At 59.5% G+C, this 22,955-nt stretch carries 23 protein-coding genes; 17 read left to right on the forward strand and 6 right to left on the reverse strand.

The window, feature by feature from the left end:
- Positions 1 to 34: 34 nt before the first annotated feature.
- On the reverse strand, positions 35 to 1,012 hold the full coding sequence (queA, locus tag IPK32_10745) for a tRNA preQ1(34) S-adenosylmethionine ribosyltransferase-isomerase QueA (protein MBK8092427.1): 978 nt from the start codon (positions 1,010 to 1,012) through the stop codon (positions 35 to 37).
- Between the two features lie 59 nt (positions 1,013 to 1,071).
- Here queA and IPK32_10750 point away from each other — a divergent pair, with 59 nt between their 5' ends.
- Positions 1,072 to 2,193, forward strand: coding sequence for a Gfo/Idh/MocA family oxidoreductase (locus tag IPK32_10750; GenBank protein MBK8092428.1), 1,122 nt, complete (start codon positions 1,072 to 1,074; stop codon positions 2,191 to 2,193).
- A 225-nt stretch (positions 2,194 to 2,418) separates the two neighbouring features.
- On the forward strand, positions 2,419 to 4,866 hold the full coding sequence (gene lptD / locus IPK32_10755) for an LPS assembly protein LptD (protein ID MBK8092429.1): 2,448 nt from the start codon (positions 2,419 to 2,421) through the stop codon (positions 4,864 to 4,866).
- 1 nt (position 4,867) lies between these two features.
- Here the strand turns inward: lptD and acpS are convergent, their stop codons facing one another.
- Positions 4,868 to 5,251, reverse strand: coding sequence for a holo-ACP synthase (gene acpS, locus IPK32_10760; protein ID MBK8092430.1), 384 nt, complete (start codon positions 5,249 to 5,251; stop codon positions 4,868 to 4,870).
- Entirely contained in the window at positions 5,248 to 6,012 is a 765-nt protein-coding gene (locus IPK32_10765; GenBank protein ID MBK8092431.1) for a pyridoxine 5'-phosphate synthase, read from the reverse strand. Before IPK32_10765 ends, acpS begins: the two co-directional genes overlap by 4 nt.
- A 165-nt stretch (positions 6,013 to 6,177) precedes the next feature.
- On the opposite strand from IPK32_10765, the gene IPK32_10770 reads away from it, so the two are divergent.
- The 6 genes from IPK32_10770 (at position 6,178) to IPK32_10795 (ending at position 12,124) form a co-directional block, all read left to right on the forward strand.
- Complete coding sequence (locus tag IPK32_10770) at positions 6,178 to 7,107, forward strand: hypothetical protein (GenBank protein MBK8092432.1); 930 nt, start codon at positions 6,178 to 6,180, stop codon at positions 7,105 to 7,107.
- Positions 7,108 to 7,192: 85 nt separating this feature from the next.
- On the forward strand, positions 7,193 to 7,423 hold the full coding sequence (locus tag IPK32_10775) for a hypothetical protein (GenBank protein ID MBK8092433.1): 231 nt from the start codon (positions 7,193 to 7,195) through the stop codon (positions 7,421 to 7,423).
- 4 nt (positions 7,424 to 7,427) lie between these two features.
- A complete protein-coding gene (locus IPK32_10780) occupies positions 7,428 to 8,651 on the forward strand; it encodes a cysteine desulfurase (protein MBK8092434.1) in 1,224 nt (407 codons plus the stop codon).
- 13 nt (positions 8,652 to 8,664) lie between these two features.
- Complete coding sequence (locus tag IPK32_10785; protein MBK8092435.1) at positions 8,665 to 9,102, forward strand: SUF system NifU family Fe-S cluster assembly protein; 438 nt, start codon at positions 8,665 to 8,667, stop codon at positions 9,100 to 9,102.
- Between the two features lie 70 nt (positions 9,103 to 9,172).
- Positions 9,173 to 11,131, forward strand: a complete 1,959-nt coding sequence (locus IPK32_10790) for an alpha-1,4-glucan--maltose-1-phosphate maltosyltransferase (GenBank protein ID MBK8092436.1) — start codon at positions 9,173 to 9,175, stop codon at positions 11,129 to 11,131.
- Positions 11,132 to 11,149: 18 nt separating this feature from the next.
- Positions 11,150 to 12,124, forward strand: coding sequence for a threonine dehydratase (locus IPK32_10795; GenBank protein MBK8092437.1), 975 nt, complete (start codon positions 11,150 to 11,152; stop codon positions 12,122 to 12,124).
- A 90-nt stretch (positions 12,125 to 12,214) separates the two neighbouring features.
- Here the strand turns inward: IPK32_10795 and IPK32_10800 are convergent, their stop codons facing one another.
- Complete coding sequence (locus tag IPK32_10800; GenBank protein ID MBK8092438.1) at positions 12,215 to 12,829, reverse strand: response regulator transcription factor; 615 nt, start codon at positions 12,827 to 12,829, stop codon at positions 12,215 to 12,217.
- A 687-nt stretch (positions 12,830 to 13,516) separates the two neighbouring features.
- Here IPK32_10800 and IPK32_10805 point away from each other — a divergent pair.
- Positions 13,517 to 14,356, forward strand: coding sequence for an SMI1/KNR4 family protein (locus IPK32_10805; protein MBK8092439.1), 840 nt, complete (start codon positions 13,517 to 13,519; stop codon positions 14,354 to 14,356).
- Positions 14,357 to 14,446: 90 nt separating this feature from the next.
- Here IPK32_10805 and IPK32_10810 read toward each other — a convergent pair whose 3' ends face one another.
- Complete coding sequence (locus tag IPK32_10810) at positions 14,447 to 16,570, reverse strand: sensor histidine kinase (GenBank protein ID MBK8092440.1); 2,124 nt, start codon at positions 16,568 to 16,570, stop codon at positions 14,447 to 14,449.
- 134 nt (positions 16,571 to 16,704) lie between these two features.
- Here IPK32_10810 and IPK32_10815 point away from each other — a divergent pair, with 134 nt between their 5' ends.
- From IPK32_10815 to IPK32_10845, 7 genes are all read left to right on the forward strand, one after another.
- Positions 16,705 to 17,391 (forward strand): DUF58 domain-containing protein, encoded by a 687-nt coding sequence (locus IPK32_10815; GenBank protein MBK8092441.1) that lies wholly within the window; start codon positions 16,705 to 16,707, stop codon positions 17,389 to 17,391.
- A gap of 23 nt (positions 17,392 to 17,414) precedes the next feature.
- The gene (locus IPK32_10820; GenBank protein ID MBK8092442.1) at positions 17,415 to 17,621 is read left to right on the forward strand and encodes a hypothetical protein; all 207 of its coding nucleotides are present in this window, start codon (positions 17,415 to 17,417) and stop codon (positions 17,619 to 17,621) included.
- The gene (locus tag IPK32_10825) at positions 17,593 to 18,912 is read left to right on the forward strand and encodes a type II secretion system F family protein (protein ID MBK8092443.1); all 1,320 of its coding nucleotides are present in this window, start codon (positions 17,593 to 17,595) and stop codon (positions 18,910 to 18,912) included. Before IPK32_10820 ends, IPK32_10825 begins: the two co-directional genes overlap by 29 nt.
- A gap of 80 nt (positions 18,913 to 18,992) precedes the next feature.
- The gene (gene gspG / locus IPK32_10830; GenBank protein ID MBK8092444.1) at positions 18,993 to 19,448 is read left to right on the forward strand and encodes a type II secretion system major pseudopilin GspG; all 456 of its coding nucleotides are present in this window, start codon (positions 18,993 to 18,995) and stop codon (positions 19,446 to 19,448) included.
- A gap of 10 nt (positions 19,449 to 19,458) precedes the next feature.
- On the forward strand, positions 19,459 to 20,205 hold the full coding sequence (locus tag IPK32_10835) for a type II secretion system protein (protein ID MBK8092445.1): 747 nt from the start codon (positions 19,459 to 19,461) through the stop codon (positions 20,203 to 20,205).
- Positions 20,202 to 20,648, forward strand: a complete 447-nt coding sequence (locus tag IPK32_10840) for a hypothetical protein (GenBank protein ID MBK8092446.1) — start codon at positions 20,202 to 20,204, stop codon at positions 20,646 to 20,648. Before IPK32_10835 ends, IPK32_10840 begins: the two co-directional genes overlap by 4 nt.
- The gene (locus IPK32_10845) at positions 20,623 to 21,423 is read left to right on the forward strand and encodes a prepilin-type N-terminal cleavage/methylation domain-containing protein (protein MBK8092447.1); all 801 of its coding nucleotides are present in this window, start codon (positions 20,623 to 20,625) and stop codon (positions 21,421 to 21,423) included. The genes IPK32_10840 and IPK32_10845 overlap by 26 nt, the downstream gene beginning before the upstream one ends.
- A 226-nt stretch (positions 21,424 to 21,649) precedes the next feature.
- Here the strand turns inward: IPK32_10845 and IPK32_10850 are convergent, their stop codons facing one another.
- The gene (locus tag IPK32_10850; protein ID MBK8092448.1) at positions 21,650 to 22,447 is read right to left on the reverse strand and encodes a thymidylate synthase; all 798 of its coding nucleotides are present in this window, start codon (positions 22,445 to 22,447) and stop codon (positions 21,650 to 21,652) included.
- A 52-nt stretch (positions 22,448 to 22,499) separates the two neighbouring features.
- Here IPK32_10850 and IPK32_10855 point away from each other — a divergent pair, with 52 nt between their 5' ends.
- The gene (locus tag IPK32_10855; GenBank protein MBK8092449.1) at positions 22,500 to 22,898 is read left to right on the forward strand and encodes a peptide chain release factor-like protein; all 399 of its coding nucleotides are present in this window, start codon (positions 22,500 to 22,502) and stop codon (positions 22,896 to 22,898) included.
- Positions 22,899 to 22,955: the final 57 nt, after the last annotated feature.

Here is a 22,955-nt window from a genome sequence, read left to right on the forward strand (position 1 = left end):
TCTGTTTTTTACGGATCGAGCTGATGTTTCCTACTCACAGGATCAGCATGCAGTCACCATAGCTGAAGAAGCGGTATTTTTCGCGAATGGCCTCTTCGTAAGCTGCGCGGATGAGCTCGCGGCTGGCGAAGGCGCTGACCAGCATCATGAGACTGGATTTTGGCAGGTGAAAGTTCGTGAGGAGTGCCCCTGCGGCGCGGAATTGGAAGCCTGGGTAAATGAAAATGTCTGTGCTGCCGCGTGTAGGCACAATCTGGCCGCTATGACCACGAGCGACGGACTCCAGCGTGCGCAGCGAGGTGGTGCCAACACAGAGGACACGCTGCGCGGACTGGATGCGAGCTGCTGCTGCGGCGCTGATTTCGTACTCCTCACGGTGCATGACGTGATCGGTGACTTTTTCCGCCTTCACTGGCTGAAAGGTGCCCACTCCGACATGCAGTGTGACGAAGGCATGCGGCACAGAGGCGAGGATCTCTGGCGTGAAGTGAAGGCCGGCGGTGGGCGCAGCGATGGAGCCGTCATGATGAGAAAAGACTGTCTGGTAGCGCTCTCGGTCTGCGGGCCGGTCATCACGGCCCATGTAGTGTGGGAGCGCTAGGTGGCCATGTGCGGCCTCATCGACGATCTGATCCCACTCGATGATGCGGTCGCCGTTTTCTGGCAAAACATCGACGACGCGACCGGTGGCGGGCCCGATCTGGCAGGTGTGCCCGAGGCGGAATTTTTTACCTGGACGCACCATGCACTGCCAGCGGGTGGAGCAGAGCGCTTTGAGCCGCAGGATTTCATGCCCCTTTGCGGTAAAAAAGCGGGCGGGGACGACACGAGTGTCATTGAGCACGCAGAGATCGCCAGGACGGAGGAATTGAGCGAAGTCACTGAAGCTGCGGTGCTCCATCACCCCGCTGTCGCGGTGGAGCACGAGCATGCGTGAGGCCGAGCGATCCGCTAGCGGCTCACTGGCGATGAGCGCGGGTGGGAGATCGTAGTCAAAGTCGGCGGTGAGCATGGTGTAGGTGATTTTGTCCTTTGCAAAGCACGGCGGATTTGGCAAACAAGCAGCCTCCTATGTCCAAAAAGATCAATATCGCCGTCGTCGGCCTCGGTTTCGGGGCAGAATTCATCCCCATCTGGCAGCGTCACCCGCTGACAAACTGCTACGCCATCTGTCAGCGTGATCCGAAGAAGCTCAATGCCGTGGGAGATGCCTTCGGGGTGGATGTGCGTTACGAGGACTTTAAAAAGCTGCTGAAGGACCCCAATGTGGATGCCGTGCATATCAATTCACCGATCCCAGACCATGGCTGGATGAGCATCGAGGCGCTGAAAGCCAGCAAGCACGTGGCCTGCACAGTGCCGATGGCGACGAACATCGCTGACTGCAAAAAAATCGTCGAGCTGGTGAAGAAAACCGGCCTGAGCTACATGATGATGGAGACGGTGGTGTATGCCCGCGAGTATCTCTTCATGAAAGAGCAGCTCGATCAGGGGAAGCTGGGTAAGCTGCAATTCGTGCAAGCATCCCACCAGCAGGACATGGATGGCTGGCCGAATTACTGGCCTGGGCTGCCACCGATGTGGTATGCCACGCACTGCGTGGGACCAGTGGCTGGTTTGATCGGCAAATCGGCGGAATATGTGAGCTGCTTTGGCTCCGGCACTGTGCGCAAAGAGCTGCAAAAGTGCTATGGCAGCCCCTTCGCCGTGGAGACGGCGCATATTAAATTCAAAGGCACCGATGTGAACGCACGCATCATCCGTAGCCTATTTGATACCGCGCGGCAGTATCGGGAGAGCATCGACGTCTATGGCGATAAAGCGACGATCGAGTGGCCACTCATCGAGCATGAGCCACTGGTGATGCACCGTGCAAAGCTGCCCGAGCACAAAATCCCGAAGCTGGTGAAGGCCCCAGACTTCGCCAAGCGACTCCCGAAGCCGATTCAGCGCTTCACGACCAAAGGCGTGTACGATTTGGCCAAGCAGACGCACCTCAGCTTCACCCAGGGCAGTGGGCATGGTGGCAGCCATCCGCATCTGGCGCATGAATTCGCCTCCGCACTGACTGAGAAGCGCCAGCCCTTCCCGAACGCCAAACAATCGGCGAACTGGACCTGTGTAGGCCTTTGCGCTCATGAATCTGCGCTGGCGGGTGGCAAGATCGTGAAGCTTCCAGCTTTCACGGTTTGAGCTGCGGCAGGCCGGAACTGCATGCTGGTAGATTTTGCCCCCCAAGCGGCATCCTGGAGTCTCCGGGATGCCGCTTTGGTTTTTATAGTCATATTTGAAAAAAATGAACCGGGCAGTGATCGCAAAAAACGAGCCTTTTTCTTGTCACTCATGGCTGGGTAGCCTATGAAACGATCCACGGTCACTCATCTGGAACGGGGGTGGCTCATCCCTACTCCCTATATCATGAATTTTCGCAGACTTTGTTCCGTGTCACTGGCCTGCTGCCTGCTGCTAGGCAGCAAGGTGCATGCCCAGGGCATCCTCGATAGCCTCCAGAGCAGCGTCGTCATCAATGGAGCCACCACCACCATCGACCCAGAGACTGGCATGGTGACCTATACAGGTGCTGTGAGTGTCGAATACGATGACATGCAGATGCGGTGCAATAGCGCCAGTTACAATCAAGTCACGGGTGTCGTGCATGCCACTGGTGGTGTGCTCATCTGGAAGGATGGCACCATTTACCGCGGAGACTCCATCGACTACAATACGATCACTGGTGTGCTCAGTGGCAGCAATGTGCGCTCCTCGCTACCCGCTGGGCAGGGCTCCTTCTACTACGCGGCGAAGCGCTTCGAGACCGATACCAAGCTGCTCGATCACTTGGAGGCCGAGGATGTGACTTTTACCATGCATGATCTGGCGGACCCGAACTTCCGCATCCAGGCCCGGGAGATGAATCTCCAGCCGGAAGACAAAGCCGAACTGCGTGATCTCAAATACTACGGTGGCCGTACCCCGCTGCTATGGCTGCCCTATGTCGGTCAGTCGATCAATCGTGAAGCGGCATTCCGCTTCGGCCCTGGTTACAACAGCCGCTGGGGTGCCTTCATGCTCACACAATACACGGTGTTTCACGGCACCCACACCGAGGCACGCTACAAGCTGGATCTTCGCCATCGTCGTGGGATAGCGGCTGGGGTGGACTTCTTTTCCATGCGTCATACGCCGAATCGGCGTAATTTCGGCACTCTGAGCCTCTACGCACTCAATGATCGTGAGCCCTCACTCAATGTTTCGGGTGCCCCCAGACAAGTGGTCGATAACACACGCTACAAAATCGGTTTTCAGCACCGCATCTACCTGCCTGGTCCAGATGTGAGCACTTGGTACATCGACTTCGACATCAATAAGTTCAGCGATGTGCATTTCCTGGAGGATTTCTTCTTCAATGACTTCCGCACCAATCCAGAGCCGGACAATCAGATCTCCCTCATCAAAACGGATGATCGTTATGTGGCCACGCTCATGACGAGGCTCCAGCTCAACAAATTCTACCGCAGTGCCGAGCGCCTCCCTGAATTCTCACTCGATACTGTTCGCCGCCCACTCTTTGGCAGTGCCATCCAGTACCAGAGCACCACCTCTCTCGGCATGTACAATGAAAAGCTCGGGAAGTATGAAGAGGCCGAGCTTCAGCGCTTGGCTGCTTTAGGCATCCTCGGTGCCCCTGCTGTGAATGCAGACCCCGCTGGTGCCGCTAGTCTCTATGCTGGCCTTCTTGGCCTGCCTGTGGGCTCGGTCATCACCCCGGCTCAGGTCACGAGTGGTCTGGGTATCCTCAATGCACGGCTCGATGAGCCAGGCTTCGCTCGCATGCATTCGTACCATGAGTTCCTTTACCCGAAGACTTACTTTGGATGGCTCAATCTCATTCCGCGCCTCGGTTTTGGTTTCACCAGCTACCACAGCATCGACGGCAGCCCCACTGGCCTGAAAAACTTCTCTCGTGGCATCCTGCATGCAGGGCTGGAGGCCTCCTTCAAGCTCACTCGGACATGGAGTGACCTCCGCAGTGAAAAATGGGGCCTCGATGGCCTGCGCCACGTCGTCCGGCCCTACCTAAATTACAGCTATCTCAATGCACCAATGGACAAAGGATTGCCCGGCATCGACCGCCTCTCTGCCACCACGCGTCCGCGCTCCATCGATCCCGCACTCTTCACCGCTGTGGATGCCCTGCGCTCCTGGAATGTCGCCCGCGTCGGTGTCTATAACCTCCTCCAGACACGCCGCGATTATTACACCACAGACGGCTACGGCAGCTTCTCGGGTCTCTCCGATGACTCGGCTGGTCGCACCTACACCTGGGCCGGCATGAACACCTATGTCGATCTTTTCGCCAAGGATCCCGAATTCTCACGCAGCGTGTCCAATCTCTACAACGAGCTCTTCTGGCGGCCTGTGCCGTGGATCAATGTCACCTCCAATGTGCAGCTCCCGCTCTCTAGTGGCCAGGGCAGCTTCTGGGATGTGAATCACGCCATAACCTTCCTCCCCAGCAAAAACCTCTCCTTCCAGATCGGTCATCAATACCTCTCGGATCATCCATTTTTCGCCCAGGATAGTAATCTCTTCTTTTCACGTATCCACGCACGTCTCACGGAAAACTGGGGACTCAGCATGAATCACATTTTCGAAGCAGATGACGGCACCATGGAATTCCAGAGTTACAGTCTCACGCGTGACCTTAGTAGTTGGCTCCTCTCCATCGGGGCACTCGTGCGTGACAACCGCAATGGTTCCAGTGACTTCGGGGTGCTCTTCGGCTTTACGCTCAAAGAATTCCCCCAGCTCAATTTCGATCTCGACATCGACCCCAATCCCACTGGGCGCGGTGGCAGTCCCTAAGTCAGGCACACCGCTCCAAAATCACCTGCGCCATCGCGTGGTCCTGAGTGTGGGTGATCGAGAGATGCGCACGCATCCCCTCCGTCAAAAGTGCTGCCTTTCCATGCATGCATAGACTGGGGCGTCCACTCTCCTCATCACGCAGCACCTCGATGTCTGTCCAGTTCACACCCGCAGCAGACCACAGGCCAGTGCCTAGCGCCTTTGCAGCAGCCTCCTTCGCTGCAAAGCGTGCCGCAAAGTGCATCGCGGCATCAGCGCAGCGCTCACAGTAAGCAGCCTCCGCAGGCGTGAAGGTGCGTTCCTTGAAGCGCTCGCCATGTCGCTCCAGCATGCTGCGGATGCGTGCTACCTCCACCAAATCAATGCCGATACCCGTGATCATGATAGCACTCCACCTTGGTAACTCTGCATTACAAATCGGATCTCACGCACAGCAGCCTCCAGGCCGATAAAAATGGCCCGTGAGACGATGTGGTGGCCGATATTCAGCTCATGCAGATGCGGCACCACCCACAGTTCGGGCAGATTCGCCGTCGTCAGGCCGTGACCCGCATTGATTTGCAGGCCCAATGAATGTCCGAGCCTCGCTGCAGCCACTAACCGCGCCGTCTCAGCAGCACGCAGTGCCCCAGCATGATTCGCGAAGGTACCCGTATGGAGCTCGATCATCTCCGCGCCCACCTCTGCGCTCGCCCGCACCTGCGCCTCGTCGGGGTCGATAAACATGCTCACGCGTGTGCCATTGGCACGCAGCGCTGCCACCGTCGCTCGCAGAGCATCACGCTGGCCAGCCACATCCAGGCCCCCCTCCGTTGTCACCTCCTCCCGACTTTCTGGCACCATGCAGACGAAATCCGGCCGCACCTTCAGTGCGATGGCTAGGATTTCAGGCGTATTGCCCATCTCCAGATTCAGCTTGGTGCCAATCTCTCGCCGCAGCAGAAGCACATCCGCATCCTGGATGTGCCGCCGGTCTGCCCGCAGGTGCACCGTGATCGAGTCCGCGCCCGCAGCCTCAGCCACCTGGGCAGCAGCCAGCACTGAAGGCTCCGCATTCGGAGAATCCAGCATCTGGCGGTAACGCGCCTGACGCAGAGTGACGACGTGGTCGATATTGACACCGAGTAGAAGGGAATTGGACATGGGAGAGATTATTTAAATCATCTCGCGGCCTTCGGTGGAAATTTTTCCGGCAAAATGTAACGTCCCCGCCAATAAACCTAAGCAATACACGTCGCCATTGCCCACGGTCCTGGTCCCACGGCCTACGTGGTGGTCAGGAACTGAAAACTCCCCCCCCCAAAAAAAATGAAATCCCTATTCATCACTCTCCTCCTCCTCGGCGGTGCCTTCTCCGCGTATGACTACTTCCTGGCTCCTCCTGGGCAAAAAATCATCTTCACCGAGCTCAATCCGCCCAAAACCGCCAAACCAGCACCCGCTGTCGCTACCACGGACACCCCGCCGACCCCAGCCGAGCCTGCAGCACCTGCTCCCGAACCAGCGAAACCAGCAGAAACAGCCCCCGCACCCGCTCCAGTCCCCACCACGCCCGTAGCGACCACAACGCCCTCCGCCCCAGCCGCTCCCAAGGCAGGCTCCATCGAGGCACTCACCAATAACTGGTCCAATATCCCTCCTAGCGCCTTCCATACACCGCGTGAGGTCACTTTGAAAAAAGACACCGAATTCAAAATGGCCGCTGGTGCCTCCAAAGTCGCCGCAGGCCGCAAAGTCTATGCCACCGCCTTCAAAGACGGCCAGCTTGCCCTCATCCCTGCCGTGGGTTCCACCGCCAGCGCCATCGTCCCGCTCGATGACACCGACCTCAAAGACATCCTCACCGCAGGCTATGAGAAATGGAAGGCCGCCCGTGCCGAATACCTCAAAAAAGTCGCCGAGCAGAAAAAGGCCCTCGCCCCAGTCACCTCCGCCGCCAATACCAACCGCGTCGAGGCGGATGACGCAGGCCGCCCCGTCCGTGCAGCCGATGGCAGCTACCCACTCCTCCTCACCAGCATCCGCCGCGGCCAAGTCACCGACATCAAACCCTCCGCCATCATCTCCTGGGGCGAGCCCGTCGTCACCCAAATCCAGGGCAAAACCGGCTACGCCGTCAAAATCAGCTACAACGCCGATACCATCTTTGGCCCGCAGGCCGTGGATGCCCAGGCACTCGTCGTGAATGGTCAGGTCCAAGGCTGGTTCTACACTGGCAGTGGTGAGGAAGTGCCATAAGCGCTTCCCACCTCCCTGATCGGAGGCGTTTACAGAGAATTTTTGCGCGGAACGCCCTGGTATGGTATCAAAGCTCCCCCATTCCATGAGAACCCATACCCGCGCCCTGCTGCTGCTCATCCTCACCCCCGCCACCTTGGCGCTGAGTAGCTGCCAACTCATCAATCAGGCGCTGAATCTCGGCATGAAAGCCTGGCCCTTGCTCATTGATAACAATGGGAAATCAAAACCCATGCCCATCCGCACCGGGCCCGTACTAGAGCATCCCGCCCCACCTCACGTGCAGCCAGAGGAAACCCAGATGGCCGCACGCTAAAGAGATGAGTCACGACTGGCAGCGCATACGATCTGACTTCCCCATTCTCCAGCAGCAGGTGAATGGCCACCCACTCGTCTATCTCGATAGCGCCGCATCCTCGCAAAAGCCACGCCAGGTCATCCACTCGCTCGTTCATTACTACGAGCACGACAACGCCAACGTCCACCGTGCACTGCATGAGCTGAGCAACCGTGCCACCGACTCCTACGAGTCCGCACGGCGGAAAGTGGCCCGCTTCATCCATGCAGCCAGTGAGGACGAAATCATCTTCACCCGTGGCACCACCGAAAGCGTCAATCTCATCGCCAACACCTGGTGCATCGCCAATCTACGGCCCGGCGACATCATCCTCACCACCGGCATGGAGCATCACAGCGGCCTCGTCCCCTGGCAAATGGCCGCCCAGCGCACAGGCGCTACCTTGCAGCACATCCCCGTGCTCGATGATGGCACGCTCGACATGCAGGCCTTTGAGCAGCTCCTCACACCGCAGGTCCGCCTCCTCGCCCTCGTCCACATCTCCAACTCCCTCGGCACCATCAATCCCGTGCGTGACATGTGCACCCGTGCCCGCGCCATGGGCGCAGTGACCTATGTGGATGCAGCACAGAGTGCCGGGCACATCCCACTCAGTGTCCAGGACATCGGTTGTGACTTCCTCGCCTTCTCCGGGCATAAAATGTGTGCCCCCACAGGCATCGGCGTGCTATACGGACGCTACGCACTCCTCGAATCCATGCCCCCATGGCACGGCGGCGGCGAAATGATCCTCCAGGTCAAACTCGAAGCCAGCACCTACAAGCCACCACCCGCCAGATTCGAAGCAGGCACTCCAGACATCGCTGGCGTCATCGGCCTCGGAGCCGCCATCGACTACCTAGAGGCCATAGGGCTCGAAAACATCGAAAAACACGGTTTGCAGCTCGCAGAGCTCGCAGTGGCCAAACTCAGCGAAATCCCCGGAATCCGCATTTTAGGGCCCCAGACAGGCCCCAGAGGCTCCCTAGCCGCCTTTCATGCCGAATGGGCACATCCGCATGACATGGTCGAATACGCCAACAGCCACGGCATCGCCATGCGTGGTGGCCACCACTGCACACAGCCACTCATGCGGCGCTTCAAAGTTCCCGGCACCACCCGCGCCAGTTTTTACCTCTACAACACGCCCGAAGAGATCGACCGCCTCGCCGAAGTCCTGCATACCGCGAGAAAATTCTTCTCCTAACTGCCCCGCTCTCATGTCCCCCGAAGAACTCCGCGACCTCTACCAGTCCGTCATCCTCGATCACAGCCGCAAACCGCGCAATCAGGGCGAGCTACCACCACCCTGCCTCCACGCCCATGGCGACAACCCGAGCTGCGGCGACGAGATCGACCTCTGGGTCCGGCTCGATGACCAAAACCGCATCGCAGACCTCAAATTCACCGGTCAAGGCTGCGCCATCAGCCAAGCCAGCGCCAGCATGATGACCGTCAAAATGAAAGGCCAAACCACCGCCCAGGCCGCCGCCATGCGTGAGGACTTCCGCCGCATCGTCATGGGTGATGGTAAACCCGCCGATGAAGACTCCCTCGGTGAGCTCACCCTCCTCGAAGGCGTGCAAAAATTCCCCCAACGCGTCAAATGCGCCATGCTCGCCTGGCGAGCCCTCGAGCAAGCACTGGAAGGCAAATAAGCAGCCTCCAGCAGATTCCGTAGCAGACGCGGCATTGCCAAGCTGCCATGCGCCGCTATCCATGCCCTGCATGCCTGCTCCAGCCCACGCTCCCACCGTCGTCATTGAGAATTTTTCACCCTGCATCGAGGGTGGTCGCCATCCGGTCAAACGGGTCATTGGCGAGCCCCTGGAAGTCGCCTGTGATCTTTTCAAAGACGGGCACGATGTGATGCGTGCCGTACTGCGCTGGCGGCTCGCAGGCACACGGCGCTGGTTCGAGACGGACATGCGTTTTGTCGATAATGATCGCTGGACCGCCACCTGCGCCCTAGAGAAAGCCGGGCGCTGGGAATACCAAGTCGAGGCCTGGGGAGACTCCTTTCGCTCTTGGAAAAAGACCTTCGCCGTCCGCGTCGGTGCACATGACCCAGATGTCCCCATCGAAGCACGCGAGGGCGCACGCCTGCTCCAAGAGGCTGCGCAGCGTGCCCGTGCCGCAGGTGCCGCCGCCGCCGCTGGCCACATCGAAGAATGCGCCGAGCTACTCACCACCGTCGCCCCACAGGACATCCTCGAAGTCCTCCAATCCGATGAAATGCAGGCACTGATGGATCAGTTCGCCGACCGTGACCTCTCCACCACCTCCGCGACGTTGCAGGTCATCGTCGAGCGTGAGCGGGCACGCTTCTCCGCATGGTATGAGTTCTTCCCACGCGGTGCAGAGGGGAGGAGTGATAAACACAGCACCTTCCGTGATTGTCTAGGCCGTCTGGATCACGCTGCGCATCTCGGCTTTGATGTGATTTATTTCCCACCGATCCACCCCATCGGCATCACCGCCCGCAAAGGGAAAAACAACACCCTCACCGCCCATCCAGACGATGTCGGCAGCCCCTGGGCCATCGGTGGACCGGCCGGCGGTCACCGAGCGATCGAGCCCGCTCTGGGCACGGAGGAAGATTTCGTCTGGCTCATCGCCGAGGCGAAAAAACGCAATCTGGAGATCGCGCTCGACTTCGCGATCAATTGCTCCCCAGACCATCCCTACGTCAAAGAGCACCCCCAGTGGTTTTATCAGCGTCCAGACGGCAGCATCCGCTACGCCGAAAATCCGCCCAAGAAGTATCAAGACATCTACCCCATCAATTTCCACTGCGCAGACTGGAAAGCACTGTGGAAAGAACTCATCAGCGTGGTGCAGTACTGGGTCGATTTGGGAGTGAAGATCTTCCGCGTCGATAACCCACACACAAAGCCCGTCGCCTTCTGGGAGGAGCTGATCAGCACCATCCAGCGGAAGGACCCAGATGTACTCTTCCTCGCAGAGGCCTTCACCAAGCCCAGAATGATGCAGGTGCTGGGCAAAATCGGCTTCACCCAGAGCTACACCTACTTCACCTGGCGTGAGAGCCGCCGTGAGCTGGAAGATTACGCCCGTGAACTCATGCACGGCGAAATGAAATGGTACTACCGGGCCAATTTTTGGCCCAACACGCCCGACATCCTACCTGGGCATCTCCAAAATGCCGCACCACAGATGTTCCGTATCCGCGCCGCACTCGCTGCGACCATGTCCAGCACCTGGGGCATCTACGGCGGTTACGAACTGTGCGAAAACGAGCCCTATCCCGGCAAAGAAGAATACAATCACAGTGAAAAGTACCAGCTCGTCCAGCGGGACTACCATCAGCCCGGTAACATCAACGGCTTCATCCGTAAGCTAAACCTCATCCGCCGCGAAAACCCCGCTCTGCACCTCTACGACAACATCCGCTTCCATCACGCGGATCACGGCGACATCATCTCCTACAGCAAAGCCACGCCGGACTTCAGCAATCGCATCCTCTGCTGCATCAGTCTCAATGCGCATCACTCCGCCGCCAGCCTCGTGCATCTGGATCTCGCAGCTCTGGGGCTCGATGGCTCACGCTCCTACAAAGTCATCGACCTCCTGCATGGCGGCACCTACGACTGGCGCGGCGCAGATAATTACGTGGAGCTGAAGCCCGATGGCGTATCCATGCACATCTTCCGCGTCGAGCAGTGACCTTCATTTCCCGATGATATGCCCAGCGTGAGTTGCCCGCTTCCTACACTGGCCGAAATCGAGTCCGCATTGGCCCTGATCCGGCCACAGATACCGGAGACACCCACCCAGCGCTGGCCCATGCTCGAGAGCGGATGGGATGGCGAGCTGTGGCTCAAACATGAAAACCAAACACCTGCCGGTGCATTTAAAATTCGCGGTGGTTTGATCTACATACATGAGCTTCGCCTTGCGGAGCCCAGCGTCCGTGGCGTCATCGCCGCCTCCACCGGGAATCATGGCCGCTCCATCGCCACGGCAGCAAAGCAGCACGGGCTGCGTGCCGTGATCGTCGTCCCACAGGGCAACAATCCTGCTAAAAACCAAGCCATGCGTGACCTCGGAGCCGAGCTCATCGAGCACGGGCGTGAGTTTCAGGAGTCGCTGGAGTTCTCGCGTTTACTTGCGCAGCAGGAGGGGCTGCATGCGGTGCCCTCCTTTCATCCCTGGCTCGTGCGTGGCGTAGCCACGTATGGTCTGGAGCTCTTTCGCCGTGTCCCCGCAGAGCTAGACGTGGTTTTTGTCCCCATCGGACTGGGATCAGGTTTCTGTGGCCTCGCGGCCGCACGGGCGGCACTAGGGCTGCGCACACGCATCATTGGCGTGGTTTCCGCACATGCACCGGCGTATGCGCTATCCTTTCAGCGCCGGGCCTTCACCGAGCAGGCCAGCACCACCCGCATCGCCGAAGGCGTCGCCTGCCGCACCCCGAATGAGGCCGCCCTCCAGCACATCCTACACCATGCGCATGATGTAGTGACCGTGACCGATGATGAAGCACTCGAAGCCATGCGAGAGATACAGCTCGGCACCCAGCAGATCGCAGAAGGAGCCGGCGCACTCGCTTTTGCCGCGCTGAAAAAGCAGCGCTCGCTCTGGAGTGGTGCCCGCGTGGCCTGCATCCTCAGTGGCGGAAATGCGAGCGCAGAAGTTCTCCGAATGATGACCGCATAACTCAAAGCCTGAAAAGGACCTCAGGCCTCTGAGTGCCCAGCAAATGCTCCGGCCAGGTGTAGCACACGGAACCAAATCCGAGCCAGAGGGCTACACCTGCACCAGCCCCCGCCGGATCGCCTCTGCCGTGGCTTGGGCGCGGTCATTGACCTTCAGCTTCATCAGGATGCGGCTGACGTGCTGCTTCACGGTGTCTTCGCCGATGCCGAGCGTGGCGGCGATTTCTTTGTTGGCGTTGCCCCGGGTGACGAGGGTGAGGATCTCGCGCTCGCGGGGGGTGATCTCGGGCTCGGACAGGCGGTCTTGCAGGCGCTTTTCGATTTCGGCGGGCAGGGAGCGCTCGCCGCGGGCGACGCTGCGGATGGCGGCCAGCAGGGCATCGCGGGAAGAGGATTTTTGCAGGTAGCCGAGCGCTCCGGCTTTCAGCGCGGCGTGGATCTCGTCATCGCGGGCGAAGGTGGAGAAAATGAGCACGCGGGCACCGGGATGCTCCCGCAGCAGCGCGGCGGTGGCGTCGATGCCGCTGATGCCGGGCAGTTGGAGGTCCATGAGCACGACCTCGGGCTTCTTTTGCGCAAAAAGCCGGGCTGCGTCCTCCCCGCGATCCGATTCCCCGACGACCTGGAGGTCATCCTCAAGCTCCAGCGAGGCCACCAGGCCGCTGCGGACGACAAAGTGATCGTCGATGAGGAGGAGTGAGATCATGGGGCGAGGGGGGGAGACGAGTTTAGAATCAATGCCGCTGCGAAGAGGGGTTTGCCACAGATTCAGGGAAGCCACAGATTTTTTGACTCAACAACTCCATCTGCGGTTTTCCTGAATCGGCAGAATTTTGGGTTTGGCAGCACTGCGTCCTAATGGGGGATCTTTAACCGCTAATAAGACGCTGATTTGACGCTAATCCCAATCCTCTGATATCAGCGTCTGATTAGCGTCAAATTAGCGGTTTTCTGGTCTGCTAATCACCGAAAAATTCACCTTATGCCATGACGCAAAGCCAAGCGCTTGTCTCCCGGCTAACGTATCGGGGTAAGACAAAATCATGGAGGGTAAAATCATGATTTTGTCTTCTCAGGGTTGGATTCGGAAGCGGCTCCCCGTTCCACCGTCCAGGGCCGAAGTTCGGTCATCCCTGCCAACGGGGAGATCATGGCAATAGCATGGGGGCAGCAGAAGGTTGAGATTCAAAGCCATTCCGTGGTCTTCATGCGGTGGCCCAAAAAAGGGCGGCATCGCACCCAACACGCCCGCCGCCTCAACGACCCGCCGCAGCCAAGGCTTGATCTCAGGCGGCTTTTCCGCTTCCATCGGCGCATGGATTCAAAAGTCTTACACTTGGAGAAATCTTCTCCGATTTCATAACTCAACCCGCGTTAGACACCTTTTACTCGTATGCCAGAGTCCACAATCCTCGCCGCCAAGATCTCGGTTGTTGAGCGCTTTTTTTTGGCATCGAATTTTTCGATTCCTGCTGCCTATCGTGCCATCCTTGGCCACCCTGAGAGGTTGCCAGGAATTGGATCTGACATCTTCACCGACCCGTCGCGTATCATTGCGTTTAACCTAGACCTTCGTGCTAAGGGCTGGTCCATCTCGCCCGGTTGGCCAGATTCATTTTTGGCAATTGGTGAGGATCCCGGCGGAAATGTTCTGTACTTCGACACAACTATCGAAGGCGACGCTGTGTGGCTTGCCGATCACGAGGTATCCGCAACCGACTCTGATCCGTCACAGTGTATCGGAATGAAGAAACTGGCCGATTCATTTTCCGCATACGCCGCACAGGCATGGCAACGCTACCTGAAGAATGAGGGCGAGCTGCCAACCGATGCGCAGGATCGTAGTGACGAGTTCAAGATTCTGCGTGACCATCCGCATCCGATGCTGTTGGAGAACTACTTTGAGGAGTCAGCCGCTCGCTACGAAGTCTATGAGTCATGGAAGCGCCGCAGTGGCGACTACAATCTCTTCTTTTCGCTCATCAACATCAAAGCCGAAGCTGCTTACAAATTGTTGGTGGGTGCCGCCACAATTGCAGCCAGACAACAGACCTATGGACGCTTTCGTGCTGCGGTTGTCCTACTGCATCGCTTGCTGGCCAATTCAAAGCAGATCGCAATTCCACAGGACGGTGCCCTAGCGGCTGCAGATATCTTGAAACGCGCGGAAATCTTCAACCTCGACGGCTTCGAGCCATGGGAAGCCATCAAGCAAGCGCTCAAGCGCACCTAAAATGAAAGCGCTAATGCCATCGACTCGTGTTTTTTGTAGACGTTCAGAAGTCTTTCTCTTCCTCATCTGACCCGAGAAGTCCGGCCTTCCTCATTTCCCCAGCGGTAGCTCGACACACACCACCGTTCCCTTTCCCGGCTCGCTCTCCCACTTTACCTCCGCGCCGACTTTCCTGGCTCGTTCGCGGATGCCGATGCAGCCGAAGTGGCCGGGTTGGCCGTGGGTTTGGGCGGTGGGGTCGAAGCCGTGGCCGTTGTCGGAGACCCGGAGGGTGAGGAGACTCGGAGAGGGGGAGATTGGGAGGCGGGGAGAAGAGGAGAGGGGGAGATGCGGAGACTCGGAGAGGTGGACCTGGATTTGGGTGGGGTGGGCGTGTTTGAGGGCATTCGTGATGGCCTCTTGGGCGATCATGCGGAGGTGGTGGGTGACGTGCGGGGGGATGGGGCCGATGGGGTGGAGATCGAGCGTGATGGCGATGCCTTCGGGGGCGCGGGTGGCGAGGAGTTGGAGGGCCTCGGTCAAGGTGGTGGCGTGCCCGGTTTCGCGCAGGTCGGAGACGAGGTTGCGGGCTTCGCTCTGGATGCGGGAGACGAGGCTGCGGCTGGTTTCGAGCAGGGTGCGGGCTTTTTCCTCCAGGGGGCGGGTGGTGGCGGCATCGAGGCGGAGGGAGAGGCCGGTGAGCTCCTGCTCCAAGGTATCGTGAAACTCGCGGGCGATGCGCTGGCGCTCGTCGAGCGTGGCCTGGTGGGCGATTTTGCTTTCCAAACGGGTGATCTGTCGGCGCTGGAGGGTGATCCAGACGAGGGTGAGCAGGACAAGCCCGCCGAGCAGGGCGATGGCGAAAACGAGTCGGCGGGCATTCCAAAAGGGCGTGGTGCTGAGCACTTGGATGTCCGCAACGGAGCGCAGGAGGAGGGAGGCGCGGTCGGGCTCGGAGCGGAAGCTTTTGTCGGTGGTGGCGGACTCGACGAGGCAGATGCCGGTGAGCTGGCAGAGGGAGCCGAGCTGGAGACTGGGCGCGGTGTTTTGCAGAAGGAAGGCGCGGATGGAGGTGCCGCCGGAGGTGAGGCGCAGCTCGTAGCCGTCGCGGGTGCGGAAGAAGTCGTTCAACACGGCCGACGCGGTGAGCTGGACGAGATCGGCATCATGCGAGCCGTCCTGAAAATCACGCAATGTGACGGCGGCGGCGGTGGGCGGCTCGGCTGGCTGGCTGCTGAGCACCTGCGCATCGGCCAGCGAGGCGCTGAAGCCGGCCATGACGGGAAAGCCGGTGATCTCGGCCAAATCACCGGAGCGCAGCGATGGCGTGGTGGAGAGATGGATGGCGATGGCTGGTGAGAGTGGCGGCTTCGGCGGCTCGTCTTTTTTGACCTCACGCGGCGGTGGCGGCGGGGTGACATCTCGCAGGAAGACGCGGCCATCTTCAAACGCGGCCAAGACGGTGCCGCGAATGCGGGCGCGGTGATGCGGCTCATCCGCCGCGCCAAAGCGCAGCAGCGCAGCGACGGAGATGACGGGCAGCGAGTCCGGCGCGGCGGCGCTTTGCGTGAGGGCGACATCACTCCAGTCGGTGACACGCAAATAGGGAAAGACGAGCTGGCGGCGGTCATTGATGCCACCGGCGGCAAGGGCGGTGATGCGCAAGCGGGCATCGATGAGCGAAGGCGCGGCCTCCAGCGGCGCATCGACCCGCACCTCGATCACACGACTGCCCATGGCGAGGCGCAGCAGGGAGCGGTTTTCATCCAGCGGCGTCAAGGTGCGCCCGAGGCCCTCGACGATGACTCTTTGATAATGAAAGCGCCCCGTGTCGAGGTCGTCATAACTGGCCGAAACGCCCGCCGGAGGCGATTCGTGGCCCAAAACGTCGATCTCCGTCACTTCGACGCCCGGCAGGTAGAGTCCAGCCATGGTGACGCCTTTCACCCGCACGCGGTCGCCGACGCGGAGGTCATTGCGAGCCGGTTTGAAGTGCAGATGCGTGCCTGCGGTGTCGTCTTGCACGAAAACGGTCCCGCCGCTCTCCACGAAGCCGACGGTGGCGGTCAGCTCGACGGGGAGTTTTTCCAAACTGCGCTCGTAGGGCAGGGTGCGGATGTCGAGAGCGCGGGTGATGCTCTCTGCGGAAAATGCGGGATGAAGAAAACAGAACGCCATGAGCAGGCCTGCGCACTGCTGGAGGAAGGTGTTCTGGGTGGGGGGAAATGGGGGCACGATTCGCTGCGGAGGCTAACGCGAGGGCGGTGGAGAAGCTATGCGCACTTTTCGGTAGCCGCTCGGGCTGGGGGGAGAAGAAAAGCAGGCCTGCGCTCTTGCCGTGCCGCGCATTCACGGCCAGATGGCGCAGCATGGCGGACGACGCCCCACTCGCACACGACGATCTCTTTGACGCAGCCTTCCTCGACCGGCTGCGGGTGCTGTCGTTGCGCCTGCGGAAAAGGCGGCAGCTCACGCGGCGCGGGGCGCAGTCCTCCCCGGCGACGGGCTTCACCCGTGAGTTCAAGGACTACCGCCACTACGCACCGCGTGAGGACTACCGGGCGATTGATTGGCGGCTCTACGCACGGCTGGATAAGCTCTTTGTGCGGCTGTATGAGGAGACGCAGGAGCTGAATCTGCATCTGCTCGTCGATACCAGTGCGTCGATGGCACGGCCTTTCCCGGAGAAGCGGCGGCAGGCGCTGCGCTTCACCGTGGCGCTGGCGTATCTGGCACTCAGTGCGCAGCAGCGAGTGAGCCTCTACAGCGTGGATGGCACCGTACGGCAGGAGCTGCCTCCTCTGAGAGGGCAGGGGAATATCGAAAAGGTCATCCAGGCCGTGCTGCGCCTGAAATTCGAGGGCGTGACGAACATGCGGCGGAGTTTTGAGGAGTTCCGGCCATCGAGGCAGCGATTTGGCGTGATCTTCATCATCAGTGATTTTTTGGCCATGAGATCGGCAGTGCCGCAGAGGCCGTCTCCCGCGTGGCGGCCTGGGCGGGGGAGAATCACTTCCTACAAATCGTCCATCCGCAGGAGCGGGCACCGGAGCTGAATGGTGAGTATGAGCTCACCGAGGTGGAAACCGGCGAAAAACGCCGTTTTTGGCTCACCAAGCGCGATGCCGAGCGCTACACGCGGACCTTTGACGACTTCACCGAGCATCTGGAGCGGGAGTGTGCCTCGCACCGCATCGACTACATGCAGGTGAGCACGGAGGAGGCCTTTGAGGAGCGCTTCCTCGCTCTGCTGATGCGTGGTTCTGCATTGGCAGGTGGCGTTTGATGAGGAAAGCAGCAACTTCTGTGCCCTCCACGCGTTTGAGAACCGCCCGATCGACCTGCCGATGCCTTCCTTCACCTACACCGCCCTCACCACGACTGGACAGACTGTGTCTGGCACCCTGAGTGTGACATCGAAGGCCGAGGCATTCCGAAAACTCGAGTCTCAGGCCCTCACTCCCGTCAAAGTGGCCCAGGATGAAAAAGCCGATGCCGCGAAGGCAAAAGCTGCCGAGGCGACTACCGGCCCTGTGCGGCTGAAAAGAGCCCAACTCATCCTTTTCACCGAAGAACTCGCCGACATGCTGGATGGCGGCCTGCAGATCGAGCAGGCGCTACGCGTGCTGCAGGAGCGGCAGGAGTCTGAGTCTGTGCGCCGCGTGGCAGCCACGCTGCGCAATGAGGTGCGTGAGGGCTCCACCGTGGCAAAGGCACTGAAAAAAGCCTCTCCCAGCTTCGATGAACTGTATTGCAACCTCGTCGCTGCCGGTGAGGTCAGCGGCTCACTGCCCAGCATCCTGCGCCGTTTGGCGAATAATCTGACCGTCATGGCCGACCTCCAGGCGAAGGTGACATCCGCCATGATTTATCCAGCCTTCCTCATCGGAGCCTGTGTGATGCTGATGATCGTTTTCATGACCTTCATGGTGCCGCAGATCACGGATCTGATGTCCAAAAACGGCCAACAGCTCCCCGCCGTGACGCAGGCTCTCATCAGCTTCAATAACTTCATGGCAGCGTGGTGGTGGGTCATTCTGATCATCATCACGGCGGTCTTTTTGGCCTTTCGTGGCTACATCAGCTCACCTGCTGGCCGCATGTGGTGGGATCAGATTCGGCTGGGGCTGCCGCTTTTCGGCCCGATCATCGCCATGCGCTTCTACGCCCAGTTTTCGCACTCCCTAGGCAGTCTGGTGACCAATGGTGTGCCGCTCATGAATAGCCTGCGGCTCGTCTCCAAGATCTCGGCGAATGTCTTCATCCAGTCTCTCCTGGCAAAAGTCTCCAGCATGGTCGCAGAGGGCGCACCACTCTCCAACTCGCTGAAAAAAGTGGGGCATTTCCCGCTGCTGCTCTCGGACATGATCGCCGTGGGCGAGCAGACCGGCACCCTGGGCCGCTCCATGGAAAAATGCGCCGTGCGCTACGACAAAGAGCTCGATACCCGCATCAAGCGCATGACCAGCATGATCACGCCCATCATCCTCGTCATTATGGCCGTGATGGTCGGCGTCGTCGCCTACTCCATCGTCGCGGCCATCGCCCAGAGCGTCACGGGCATCAATCGCCGGTAAAAATCCTGATTTTAGATTCCTGAATCCTGATTCATCCTTTTCCACTCAACCATCACCAACACCTACAACCCACCCCCATCATGAAAATCAGGAATCAGGAATCTAAAATCAGGAATTCGTCAGCCTTCACCCTGATCGAGATCGTCATCACGCTCACGATCATCGCCATCCTGGCCTCTGGCTCGATTTACCTGCTCAAAGGCCAGATCGACTCTGCCAAGGACACCCGCGTGGACAGTGACATCCAGGCCATCGGCCTCGCACTCCAAAGCTACGAATCCCGTGCCCTGCGCAAGCCCACCACGGAGCAGGGGCTCATCGCCCTGGTCGAGAAGCCCACTATCGAGCCCGTGCCGGAAAACTACCGCTCCTTCATGAAGGAGATGCCGAAAGATCCCTGGGGCCAAGAATACAAATACCGCATCCCCGCCCAGAACTCCAAAGACGACTACGATGTCTGGTCCATCGGCCCCGATGGCAAAGACGGCACCGAAGACGACCTGGGGAACTGGAAAAAGAGCGACGTGAAGAAGTGATTCCTGATTTATGAATCCTGAACCCAGATTCCCCCAATCCACTCTCGGCGGCAAAAGACCGTCGAAGTGGAGCGAATCAGGAATCACGAATCTAACATCAGGATTCACCCTCATCGAGATCATCATCGCCCTCACCATCGTCGGCGTGCTCGCAGCGGGCACCATCCCGCTGCTGAAGGGCTTCCGGGATGAGCGGCTCGCACGCGAGCCCGTCGCTGCATTGGTCAAATTGGCCCGTGAAGCACGCTTCCGCGCCATGACGGAAAAACGGCCCTACCAGATCGCCTTTCACGCCACGGGCTTCACCGCATCACGCTTCTCGAATCCATACCTCACCCGCACGCAGCTCATGGACATGATCCATCTGAGTCAGAACCCACCTGCGCCGCTGGAGGACTATGAAAAAAACAGCCAGGAAAACGGCGGCGGAGCCACCAAGACCACCGAGCTGCCCCTCGCGCCGCCACCTCCGAAATTCGACGAACACTGGACCGAGAGCTACGACAAGCCCGACGACATGACCTTAACACTCAACAGTTGGCGCATCAGCGGCCAAACCACGGAGGAAGGCGAAAAAGGCATGGTCGAAGACGACCGCGTGCCCATCGAGGGCGAAAACGTCATCCTCTGGGTCTTTCAGCCCAGTGGCATCTGTATGCCGCTAAAAATCCGCATCGAGCGGCAGTCCGCTGTCTTCGACATCGAGTTCGCAGCACTCACGGGCGACATCATCAAGGAATCCGTCGAAATCCGATGAAAACGCCTCACCAACTACCCGCAGGCCAGCGCAGCAAAGCCTCCTCCAGGCTCTCCAGGCATCAAATGTCGGGCTACATCCTCTTTGAGCTCGCCATCGCCTTCGTCATCTTTTCCGTCGCTGCATTAGGGCTGGTGAAATGCCTCAGCCAGGCCGCAGACAGCGCCCGCCTCGTCCGCCGCGATCAGATCACCCGCGTCGGCATGCGGAACTTCCTCGAAGAAATCCGCCGCAAGCCGCTCACCGAGATGAGCACCACCTACGTCGATCCCACTTACGGCATCACTTACACCAGCACCACAGAGCCCATCAGCCTCATCACCACCAGCGGCAGCACCCTCACCGATCTCTACAATCTCAGCATCAAAGCCAGCAGCACCTACAACGGCATCCCGGAAGAAACCACCCTCAGCGTCTATGTCCACAAGCCCGCTCAACAGTAGGCCTAGTCGCCACCCATCGCTCTCCGGCTTCACCCTCATCGAGGTCGTCTTTGGCATCACGCTGCTCTCCCTCATCGTCGGCAGTGTCTTTGCCGTCATCCGTGGCTCCGTGGACATCAGCAGTGAGATCGAGCACGCCCAGCGGGAGAGTGACTCCATCAATCGCTTCATCGAGCACTGCCGCCGTGCTTTCACCACCATGCCGGCGAGCGGCACACTCACGCTCAAGCTCGTGCAAAACACCGAGCCCGTGATCCAAGAGCTCACCATCACCGGCTCACCCGATTGCTTCCCCTTTGGCAGGCAGCCCATCAGCTTCAAAGACACCCTCCTCAGCCTGCGCCCGCATCCCGCAGGCATCACCGATGATGCCAACATGCCCGTGCACAATCTCTGCATCTACCGCGATGGCCTCCAGCCCAGCAGCATCGACATCGACGCCGGACTCGAGACCACTGATGAGGAAGGCCGCTACTGGATGCCACTGCTACCCGACGTGATCGCCTTCAAATGGCGCTTCTACGTCGAAAAAGAGGAAACCTGGTACGAAGAGTGGAGCAAGACCGAGTGGCCCGACCTCATCGAGGCGAATCTCACCCTCAAAAACCGCACCGTCCCCATCCGCATGGTTTTCGGCGTGCCTGTCATCACCATCAGCGCAGGCCGTGCACCGACGAGCAGTAGCAGCACCCCGGCACCGACCCCGGCTCCCACCAGCACGGGTGGAGGTGGCAATAACCGTGGCGACGGACAGAATTCACCCAAGCCCCGTTAGGCCGTGTTTGAAAATCGCCCACAGGCAACGAAGAGGCGTTAGCAAAGTAGCCATCTCGCTCCGCGAGATGAGCTGGACGCGGGGCAAGTTTACCGGTTTGCGATCTACGCGCATCGTGCATGCTGGCGACAGCTTTCCGCTCATCTCGACGGAGCGAGATGGCTACTTTGCTTCGCTTGCTCTTTGCTGGCAGGTTTTAAACCACTGCCCATTAAAAGTACCTCTACTACACCGCGATGGGTGCCTTGATCGCTGGATGCGGATCGTAGCCCTCTAGCGTAAAGTCCTCGAACACGAAGTCGTCGATGCTCTTCACCGCTGGATTGATTTTCATCACTGGCAGGGGCCGTGGCTCGCGGGAGAGCTGGAGGCGGGCCTGATCCAGATGATTTTGATACAGATGCAGATCCCCAAACGTGTGCACGAACTCACCCGGCTGCAAATCACACACCTGCGCCACCATCATCGTCAGCAGTGCATAGCTGGCGATATTGAAAGGCACGCCCAAAAACAAATCCGCGCTGCGCTGGTAGAGCTGGCAGCTCAAGCGCCCGCGATCGACGAAAAACTGAAATAGGCAATGGCACGGCGGCAGCGCCATCTCATCGATCCGCGCCACATTCCATGAGCTGACGATGTGGCGGCGGCTGTAGGGGTTCTTTTTCAGCCCCTCGATCAGTCCAGCCAGTTGATCATGCGTCCCCGCATCATCCGCACCCTGCCAGCGCCGCCACTGCGCACCATAGACAGGCCCCAGATCGCCCTTTTCATCCGCCCACTCGTCCCAGATGCTCACTTTGTGCTCCTGGAGGTATTTCACATTCGTATCGCCTTTGATGAACCACAGCAGCTCATGGATGATCGAGCGCAGGTGGAGCTTCTTGGTCGTGAGCACGGGGAAAGAGCTGCTCAGGTCATAGCGGCTCTGCTCACCGAAAACGGAGTACGCCCCGGTTCCCGTGCGATCCTCACGGTAACTACCGTGATCGAGCACTTTGCGGAGCAGGCGATGATATTCTTCCATCCGGCCCTCATAGCGGTTGCGACTGGCATTTCAAACAGCAAGATCGCCCGGCATGAACGAAGCTGAAGACGGCCTCGCCGCACGCATGCGGCATCTGCGCATCCACGAAGAGGATTTGCAGGAGGATTTTGTGCGTGGCACGGGCCCCGGCGGGCAAAAAATCAACAAAACCAGCTCCACCGTGGTGCTCCGGCACCTCCCCACCGGCATCGAGGTGCGCTGCCAGCGTGAGCGCTCCCAGGCGCAGAACCGCCAAGTCGCCCGCACAGAGCTGTGTGACCGCATCGAGGCCGCGCATGCCCAGGAGCGCCTCACCGCACAAAATGAGCGCGAAAAAGCCCGCCGCCAAAACCGCCCCAAACCACGCTCCCTCAAAAGAAAGTTCGTCGAGTCCAAGCGCCGCCGCGCCGGCATCAAAAGCGGCCGCGGCAAGCAACGCGGCGACGACTGACCGCCATCCGCTGAGCCTCATCTCCCACTGTGTAAAAAGCAGGAAGATCTGTGCGCC

This window comes from Verrucomicrobiaceae bacterium (assembly GCA_016713035.1).
Taxonomy (GTDB): Bacteria; Verrucomicrobiota; Verrucomicrobiia; order Verrucomicrobiales; family Verrucomicrobiaceae; genus Prosthecobacter.

Excerpts from the sequence above, each read along its gene's own strand:
- queA (MBK8092427.1), bottom strand. The coding sequence starts at position 1,012 with ATGCTCACCGCCGACTTTGACTACGATCTCCCACCCGCGCTCATCGCC.
- IPK32_10750 (MBK8092428.1), top strand. The coding sequence starts at position 1,072 with ATGTCCAAAAAGATCAATATCGCCGTCGTCGGCCTCGGTTTCGGGGCA.
- lptD (MBK8092429.1), top strand. The coding sequence starts at position 2,419 with ATGAATTTTCGCAGACTTTGTTCCGTGTCACTGGCCTGCTGCCTGCTG.
- acpS (MBK8092430.1), bottom strand. The coding sequence starts at position 5,251 with ATGATCACGGGTATCGGCATTGATTTGGTGGAGGTAGCACGCATCCGC.
- IPK32_10765 (MBK8092431.1), bottom strand. The coding sequence starts at position 6,012 with ATGTCCAATTCCCTTCTACTCGGTGTCAATATCGACCACGTCGTCACT.
- IPK32_10770 (MBK8092432.1), top strand. The coding sequence starts at position 6,178 with ATGAAATCCCTATTCATCACTCTCCTCCTCCTCGGCGGTGCCTTCTCC.
- IPK32_10775 (MBK8092433.1), top strand. The coding sequence starts at position 7,193 with ATGAGAACCCATACCCGCGCCCTGCTGCTGCTCATCCTCACCCCCGCC.
- IPK32_10780 (MBK8092434.1), top strand. The coding sequence starts at position 7,428 with ATGAGTCACGACTGGCAGCGCATACGATCTGACTTCCCCATTCTCCAG.
- IPK32_10785 (MBK8092435.1), top strand. The coding sequence starts at position 8,665 with ATGTCCCCCGAAGAACTCCGCGACCTCTACCAGTCCGTCATCCTCGAT.
- IPK32_10790 (MBK8092436.1), top strand. The coding sequence starts at position 9,173 with ATGCCTGCTCCAGCCCACGCTCCCACCGTCGTCATTGAGAATTTTTCA.
- IPK32_10795 (MBK8092437.1), top strand. The coding sequence starts at position 11,150 with ATGCCCAGCGTGAGTTGCCCGCTTCCTACACTGGCCGAAATCGAGTCC.
- IPK32_10800 (MBK8092438.1), bottom strand. The coding sequence starts at position 12,829 with ATGATCTCACTCCTCCTCATCGACGATCACTTTGTCGTCCGCAGCGGC.
- IPK32_10805 (MBK8092439.1), top strand. The coding sequence starts at position 13,517 with ATGCCAGAGTCCACAATCCTCGCCGCCAAGATCTCGGTTGTTGAGCGC.
- IPK32_10815 (MBK8092441.1), top strand. The coding sequence starts at position 16,705 with ATGGCGGACGACGCCCCACTCGCACACGACGATCTCTTTGACGCAGCC.
- gspG (MBK8092444.1), top strand. The coding sequence starts at position 18,993 with ATGAAAATCAGGAATCAGGAATCTAAAATCAGGAATTCGTCAGCCTTC.
- IPK32_10835 (MBK8092445.1), top strand. The coding sequence starts at position 19,459 with ATGAATCCTGAACCCAGATTCCCCCAATCCACTCTCGGCGGCAAAAGA.
- IPK32_10840 (MBK8092446.1), top strand. The coding sequence starts at position 20,202 with ATGAAAACGCCTCACCAACTACCCGCAGGCCAGCGCAGCAAAGCCTCC.
- IPK32_10845 (MBK8092447.1), top strand. The coding sequence starts at position 20,623 with ATGTCCACAAGCCCGCTCAACAGTAGGCCTAGTCGCCACCCATCGCTC.
- IPK32_10850 (MBK8092448.1), bottom strand. The coding sequence starts at position 22,447 with ATGGAAGAATATCATCGCCTGCTCCGCAAAGTGCTCGATCACGGTAGT.
- IPK32_10855 (MBK8092449.1), top strand. The coding sequence starts at position 22,500 with ATGAACGAAGCTGAAGACGGCCTCGCCGCACGCATGCGGCATCTGCGC.